We start from the raw sequence: 7,399 nt of genomic DNA, 5'->3' as shown, positions 1-7,399 counted from the left end.
CCCTCGCTAACTTTACTCTCGCTAACTTTACTCTCGCTAACTTTACTCTCGCTAACTTTACTCTCGCTAACTTTACTCTCGCTAACTTTACTCTCGCTAACTTAATCTACCAACTCAAACTACTTCCATTTGCTTTTAACCATTGCTCGGCTTTTTTATAATTTGGATAATACTGGTTCACACGTTGCCAGAACTTAGCGCTATGGTTCATATGTAAAAGATGCGCAAGCTCATGTACAACCACATAATCAATCACCCAGGTTGGCGCACTTGCTAAATGTAAGTTAAAAGTCAGCTCGCGGCGTTTATTACAACTGCCCCAACGACGTTTATAATGTTGAATTTTAAGCTTTGTAGGGAGCGATTCAGACATCTGTACACAATAATCATGAACACGCATTTCGATATAGCTCTCAAGCTTTTCATGTAAAAACTGCTCCAGCAAAGCGAGGTAGTTAGCTTCTTGATGTTTGACACGTGATGATATTGATAAGGTAAGCTGAGACTGTGCATCTTGTTGCCACATGCTTTTCGGGCCTTTAGCGAATACTATCGGCACGTTTTGCCCAAACAACTTAATAGTGGCGTTTACTAATGGTAGTTGACGGCGCTCAGCATGAATGGATTGTTTGGCTATTTGTTCAGCGACCCAACCTTGCTTGGTCTTTAACCAGGCATCAATCTCAGTTTGTGAAACATAAAAAGGCGCATAAACGGTCAATTTCTGCTCGGCAACTTTAATTGCCACTGTGGTTCTGCGTTTACTGCGCTTTAGGGTGTAATCCAACAAAGGTCAGCCAATTCGATTAATAAAAATAAGAGATTCCATTTTACCCTGCTAAATAGCTGCTAATCTATAAAGATGACTCACAAATAAGTTTTCACCTTTATGCCTGACAAACCATGTTGTAGTTATACCTCACCAACAGGTAACAAGTGCCAAGAAACAGATATGGGCTCTGGATTTTGCTTTTGGCATGATAGTAAATTTGATAAATCAGGGCTAGATCTAACCCAAAAATTAGAGCGCTATGCAAAAAAAGGTGGCTTATTAGAAGGCCTGCAATTGCAAAGAGCGAACCTTTCAGGACTTAACTTAATAAAGCAGGATGACGAAGAAGGTTATGATCTCTCCTATTGTAATTTTTATCGTGCGAATTTAACGGGCGCTCACCTATTTAATAATAAAATAGCCAATGCTTCATTAATGAAAGCTAATTTACATAGCGCGAGTTTGCATTACTGTGATTTAAAAAATACCAACTTACTAGGTATTAAGCTCAACGACAGCAGAATTGATAACATCGAATTGGGTGACCAATTATTACAAGAAGCGGCTGCATTTAAAGCACGTAAAAATAAACAGCATGATGAAGCACGAGACTTATTTGAGCAATCTGAAGAAATATATCGCAATTTAAGAAAAGCCTCTGAACATCAAGGGCTTTTTGAGCTCGCCGGTAACTTCACCTACAAAGAATTAAGAATGCGTCATGCGCAATACCGAAAAGGCTCAACCAAGCAAATTACTTCCAGCTTTATAGATATGTTATGTGGTTATGGCGAAAAGCCCGAAAATGTCATTCGCTTTAGTCTGTCACTCATTATTTGCTGTGCATTTTGTTATTTCTTATTCGGGGTAAGTTATCAAGATTCTGTGATGCAACTGAGCTTTGAAAACTCATTTCAAAGCAATTTGTCGGCATTGTTGAATAGTTTTTACTTCAGCGTGGTGACTTTTACAACCCTTGGCTATGGTGACATTACGCCAATAGGTTTTTCGAGGTTAATCGCAGCCATAGAAGCATTTTGTGGTAGCTTTTCGCTTGCTTTATTCGTCGTTGTTTTTGTAAAGCGTATGACTCGCTAACGCATAATGTATGAACCCTTATGCTCTTTTGCCTGATACATTTTTTTGTCGGCTCGATTAATTAACTCTTCAGCATCTACCGTGCTATCAAGTGGCGCTGCAATAAGACCAAAACTTAGATGAAGCTCAGGGTATTGTTGTTCAAATGCGGCTATAAGTTTTTCACAAATAGTAAAGGCGCTATCTAACTCGCAATCGGGTAAGATGATGCAAAATTCATCGCCGCCATAACGGCACGGTATATCAATCTCGCGAATATTTTCAAGTAAGTATTGGCCTATATATTTAAGGACTTCGTCACCTTTTAAGTGGCCTTGTGTGTCATTCACTGACTTAAAGTCATCTAAATCAAAATAAACAACCGTTAATGGTGATTTGTGACGTCTGGCTCTGGCAAGGTCGCGTTGTAATAGCTCTTGCATTACACGGCGATTGTAGAGGTTGGTGAGTGGGTCGAGTTTAGCGAGTTTCTCAAGTTCTTGAGTGCGCTGAGCTACTTTTTCTTCAAGGCCTTTCGCATAGACTTCGGTGCGGCGTTTCGCATTTTCAATTTCACCCACTAAGCTGTCGATATAAGTATCAAAGACCAACGTCGTATCAAAGTAAATCAATTTATCAATGATGGTAAGGGTCTGATTTAACTCATCTTGATCGCTTATTGTGGTGCGAAGCACATTAAAAATGAGCTCTTTTAAAGTACACACCGCCGATAAGTAAAGCTTTGGCTCTACCCCAATACGCTTATGCACCATACCAATCCGTAGACGGTTGTTAACATATTCATGCTCGTAACGACCACAAAATAAATCGATTATATACTGCCTTTGTGCATCTCTGAGTCGTGTTAAAGTATCTGCATCACCAATTAGTAACGAAATTTCATCCACTTCGGTTTGTTTTTTATAAAACTCATTCACTACATTTTCGATGGCTGATTCGATTATAGGTTTATAGTTCAAAAGAGATGACAGACTATTTGAAGTCAGCCCTAATAAGCTCATTCTGTGTTGGATTTCTACATCATTAATCTGCATTTGCTCAACTAATGTTTGCTCGGTTCTTCTCATCTACCCACCTCGAACTACTCCTTTTTAATTAAATATAGCCAAGGTTTTGAATCCTACGTACTTAAGTGATAGGTTTTTCTCTAAATTCAGAACAATTTGTATTAGACTGCTATAATAAGCCGTTTCAAAAAAATATTATGCTCGCGAAATTTTTTATCACCGATCAAGACCCCAGCTTAATAGTAAGTGGTGTCTATGATCCAAGCTTAGTTGCTCTTTCTATTGCTACGGCTATTTTTGCTGCTTATTTTTCACTCCATATCATTGATCTAGCAAATAGAACTCAATTTGATTCGTACCGTAAATTAGGCAGTGCAACAAGTGCCTTGGTAATGTCAGGTGGGATTTGGAGTATGCACTTTATCGGCATGCTAGCTTTTTCATTATGCACCACCGTGGAGTACGACCCTACACTGACATTTTTTTCATTTATTCCTGCATTTTTAGCCTGCTATACCGCATTTTCATTTTTGAAACGCAAAGATTTAAAGCAAATACCAACAACAATAAAGCTACTCATTGGCTCTGTATTACTTGGCTCTGGCATTGGTGCAATGCACTACTCTGGGATGGCAGCCATGCAAATGAGTCCGCTGCTTCGCTACGACCCAGCTTGGTTTGCAGCATCTATTGTGATGGCTGTTGCATTATCTTTTGTCGGCTTATATGCGCGATTTCACCTAGGTGAGTATTTTAAAAAACTCACTGTGTTTCAAACCCGTGTCATTTGCGCCATTATCTTTGGCTTTGCTGTGGCTGGTATGCACTATATGGGAATGGCCGCCACTCGCTTTGTTGCAACCTCACCTTTGTTATCTGAAAACGTTCAAACCTCACAACTCACTTTTATCGCCATTAGCGTTTCATTTGCCACCGTATTATTAACCGCTTTGGTTGGTATCATTAATGGCATGGTGCGTTTTCGCTTATTACTGGCAGAAAAATCAGCAGAAGAGTCGCGCTTGGATGCTATTTTAGGCACTGCAATAGATGGCATCGTAACAATTAATATTCATGGCATTATTTTAAGCTTTAATAAATCCGCAGAAACTATTTTTGGTTGGCGACAAGATGAAGTGTTAGGTAAAAACGTAAAACTATTAATGAACGACGATATAGCCGCGCAACATGATGGTTACTTAGCGGACAGTAGCAAGCATGAAGTTAAAAAAGTGATTGGCGTTAACCGCAATGTATTTGCAAAACATAAAGATGGTCATTTATTCCCGATTCGACTTGGGCTTGGGGAAGTAAAACAACCTAACGCAGAAACATTGTTTGTAGGCTTTATAACCGATTTAACTGAGCAACGTGCACTGCAGCAAAGTCTCGAAGAAAAAGAAAAGCAATATCGTACCTTAATGAACAATACTCCCGGCGCTGTATTTCGTTGTTTGTTAGATGAACACTGGACGATGAAGTTTATAAGCCCCAGTGTTGCTGACTTAACTGGTTACAGCCCTGAAGAGTTTACCGATGGCACAGTTACATTTGCTCAAATCATTAATAACGATGATGTAGCGCATATTGATAAAGTTATGGAAAAAGCCATAGCTGAAAAAAACCAATATGCGGTTGAGTACCGTATTCTCCATCGAAATGGAAACGTTGTGTGGGTTTTAGACCAAGGAACAATTAACGAAAATAGTGATTCTGAGCAAAAGTGGATTGATGGTGTACTTATCGATATCACTGCGCGCCACGAATATGAAGAATCCCTCAAAAAGGCTAAACAAGAAGCAGAGGCTGCAGCGCAAGCTAAACAATCGTTTATGGCAAACATGAGCCATGAAATACGCACGCCAATGAATGCAATTATCGGCTTTAGCGACATATTAATGGATAGTCCGCTCAGTAAAGAGCAACAAAAGCATATCATTACTGTGAATAAGTCAGCTCGTTCACTGCTGCATTTACTAAACGAGGTGCTTGATTCGGCAAAACTAGAAAAAGGCAAACTCGATATTCAGGCTGAGCACTTTAACTTACAAGCCTTGCTCGACAACATTGTATCGACCTTTTGGCTTGAGGCGAAGCGCAAAGATATCCTGCTTGATTTAATCATCGCTGAAAATGTTGCACCCATTTATATTGGCGACGAGTCCCGTATTCGTCAAGTAATGAATAACTTAATTGGTAATGCTATCAAATTTACCGAGCAAGGCTCTGTCACAATTACGGTGAGCCAAACTCAAAACAAACAATTGTTTTTCGAAGTGCAAGACAGTGGTATTGGCATAGCCAAGCACCGCTTAGAAGCTATTTTCCAGCCATTTGAACAAGCCGACGGCACCATGACACGCCGATTTGGTGGCACAGGTCTTGGCACAACTATTAGTAAGCAGCTTGTTGAGTTAATGGGTGGTTCAATTGGTGCTATTAGTGAAGAAGGTAAAGGCAGCTGCTTCTACTTTACCCTACCTTTACAAGAAGGTGATATCAGCCAAGTCGATACCCTAACTTGTAATCAATTAAACTTACCAAAACTTCGCATATTAGTGGTTGATGACATTGAGCAAAATGTTGAGCTACTGAACATTTTATTATCGCAAGCTGGGCACACCATCAGTACGGCTCAAAATGGCCTTGAAGCCATTGCAGCATTTGAACAGCAAAGCTTTGATGTGATTTTGATGGATATACATATGCCGGAATGTGATGGCATTACGGCCTGTAAAGAAATCCGCGAAATAGAGAAAATCAGATGCTTAAAAATTACACCTATCATCGCGTTGACGGCGAGTGTTTTACAACAAGATAAAATTACCACTAAACAAGCCGGTATGAATGGCTTTGCAAATAAACCCGTTGATATTAACCAGCTGAACCATGAAATTGCGAAAGTGCTTGGTTTAGAAGTAAATAAAATCACTAACAATAAAGTCGGTGATGAGAAAAAGCACATCAACTACGACAAAGGTGTTTTGATGTGGGGAAGCAAAGAGAAATTAAATACGGAAATTGGCTTATTCCTAAGCAATCATCAACAGAGTATTCTACGACTGAAGGATCAGAAACTCAGTGAAGACGAACAAAAAGCAATTTTGCATACTCTTAAAGGAGTCGCGGGTAATTTAGCACTAGCAAAATTATTATACTTGTTATCAAACGCTGAGAAAGAACGCGAAAAGGAAAGCTTCCCCACACTCATTGCCGAGTGCGAACAGGAATGGCAAACACTGATTGCATTGCTTGCAGATCAGCCGCAGTCTAGTTCACAACAGCAACCCATACACGAAACGTCGTTGGGGGCATTTATTAGCCAAATTGAGGCACTGCAAGCGCAAGCTGAGCATGCAGAAATAGACGATGATTTATTAAGCCAAGTGCAATCCCAAGCACCGGCAACCTACCAAGAGCAGGTTGTTGAAATTTGTGCGCATTTTGAAAACTTTGACTTTGATGCAGCAAGCACTGCTTTATCAGCTTTAAAGCACACTCTCCAAGCTGCTAAGGAACACCTATGACGCAAATCTCAGAACGTGCAAGAATTTTGGTCGTCGATGATGAACCAGCCAATTTAAAAGTGATCCGTGAAGTACTCGCTAACGATTATCGCTTATCGTTTGCAAAATCTGGCGAGCTTGCTCTTCAGCTTATTGAGAATGAACCTCCTAAGTTGATTTTGCTCGATATTATGATGCCCGACATGAGTGGCTTCGAAGTCTGTAAAGTGTTAAAAGCAAACCCTAAAACCGCTCATATTCCTGTTATCTTTGTTACCGCACTTTCTCATGAGCAGGATGAGTCTGAAGGCTTTGCTCTAGGTGCAGTCGATTATATTACCAAACCAATTAGCCCTGCGATTGTCAGAGCACGGGTTAAAAATCATTTATCTTTAGTGCAAGCTGAACAACTGCAATTAGCCCATATTGATTTGATACAACGTTTAGGCCGCGCCGCAGAATATAAAGACACCGACACTGGTGAGCACATTGCAAGAATGAGCCGTTACAGTAAAGTACTCGCCCTTGCCTATGGCATGAGTGAGTACGAAGCCGAACAGCTTAAACAGGCAGCGCCTATGCATGATGTAGGTAAGATAGGTATTCCTGATTCAGTACTATTAAAACCTGGCCGCTTAAACGAAAACGAATACGAGCACATGAAACAACATGCCTTAATCGGTGCGAAGATTTTAGAGAACTCAACTTCGCCGCTATTACAGCTTGCTCATAAGCTTGCCCTTGAACACCATGAAAAATGGGATGGTACGGGCTATCCGTATGGCCTGAAAGGCGAAGAGATAAGTATAGAAGGGCGTATCGTGACAATTGCAGATGTGTTTGATGCTTTAACCTCAAAACGCCCTTATAAAAAAGCCTGGTCGGTTGAAGAAGCCATCGACTTATTGAAAGACGAAGCCGGTAAGCATTTTGACCCGCAACTAGTTGATTTATTTATCGGTCAAATAGATAGCATCATAGAAATCAAAAATACTTATACGAGCTAATATCTTAGG

6 protein-coding genes are annotated in these 7,399 nt (G+C 40.2%); 4 read left to right on the top strand and 2 right to left on the bottom strand.

Annotated features, from left to right (window positions below; all coding sequences use genetic code 11):
* A partial coding sequence (locus tag HUS61_RS21930) for a pentapeptide repeat-containing protein (protein ID WP_175092371.1) occupies positions 1 to 161 on the top strand: 161 nt, incomplete at its 5' end.
* Here HUS61_RS21930 and HUS61_RS16705 read toward each other — a convergent pair.
* The gene (locus HUS61_RS16705) at positions 107 to 787 is read right to left on the bottom strand and encodes a M48 family metallopeptidase (RefSeq protein WP_175079735.1); all 681 of its coding nucleotides are present in this window, start codon (positions 785 to 787) and stop codon (positions 107 to 109) included. The genes HUS61_RS21930 and HUS61_RS16705 overlap by 55 nt on opposite strands.
* Positions 788 to 889: 102 nt before the next feature.
* Between HUS61_RS16705 and HUS61_RS16700 the strand changes: the two genes are divergently transcribed.
* On the top strand, positions 890 to 1,870 hold the full coding sequence (locus HUS61_RS16700; RefSeq protein ID WP_054564024.1) for an ion channel: 981 nt from the start codon (positions 890 to 892) through the stop codon (positions 1,868 to 1,870).
* Here HUS61_RS16700 and HUS61_RS16695 read toward each other — a convergent pair.
* Positions 1,867 to 2,937 (bottom strand): GGDEF domain-containing protein, encoded by a 1,071-nt coding sequence (locus HUS61_RS16695; protein WP_175083207.1) that lies wholly within the window; start codon positions 2,935 to 2,937, stop codon positions 1,867 to 1,869. The two genes, HUS61_RS16700 and HUS61_RS16695, sit on opposite strands and share 4 nt — an antisense overlap.
* A gap of 137 nt (positions 2,938 to 3,074) precedes the next feature.
* On the opposite strand from HUS61_RS16695, the gene HUS61_RS16690 reads away from it, so the two are divergent.
* Both HUS61_RS16690 and HUS61_RS16685 read left to right on the top strand, forming a co-directional pair.
* Positions 3,075 to 6,404: a PAS domain S-box protein gene (locus tag HUS61_RS16690; RefSeq protein WP_175083206.1), complete on the top strand. Its 3,330-nt coding sequence runs from the start codon at positions 3,075 to 3,077 to the stop codon at positions 6,402 to 6,404.
* Positions 6,401 to 7,390 carry a two-component system response regulator gene (locus HUS61_RS16685; protein ID WP_175083205.1) on the top strand — a complete coding sequence of 330 codons (990 nt, stop codon included), beginning with the start codon at positions 6,401 to 6,403 and terminating at the stop codon, positions 7,388 to 7,390. Before HUS61_RS16690 ends, HUS61_RS16685 begins: the two co-directional genes overlap by 4 nt.
* The last annotated feature ends 9 nt before the right edge of the window (positions 7,391 to 7,399 follow it).

Origin of the sequence: Pseudoalteromonas sp. 0802 (assembly GCF_013350085.1) — a bacterium.
Lineage (GTDB): Bacteria > Pseudomonadota > Gammaproteobacteria > Enterobacterales > Alteromonadaceae > Pseudoalteromonas.
This window is presented reverse-complemented; position numbering and strand designations above follow the sequence as displayed.

Bases quoted from the DNA above. Each gene is read 5' to 3' on its own strand.
- HUS61_RS16700 (WP_054564024.1), top strand. From the start codon at position 890: ATGCCTGACAAACCATGTTGTAGTTATACCTCACCAACAGGTAACAAG.
- HUS61_RS16690 (WP_175083206.1), top strand. From the start codon at position 3,075: ATGCTCGCGAAATTTTTTATCACCGATCAAGACCCCAGCTTAATAGTA.
- HUS61_RS16695 (WP_175083207.1), bottom strand. From the start codon at position 2,937: ATGAGAAGAACCGAGCAAACATTAGTTGAGCAAATGCAGATTAATGAT.
- HUS61_RS16685 (WP_175083205.1), top strand. From the start codon at position 6,401: ATGACGCAAATCTCAGAACGTGCAAGAATTTTGGTCGTCGATGATGAA.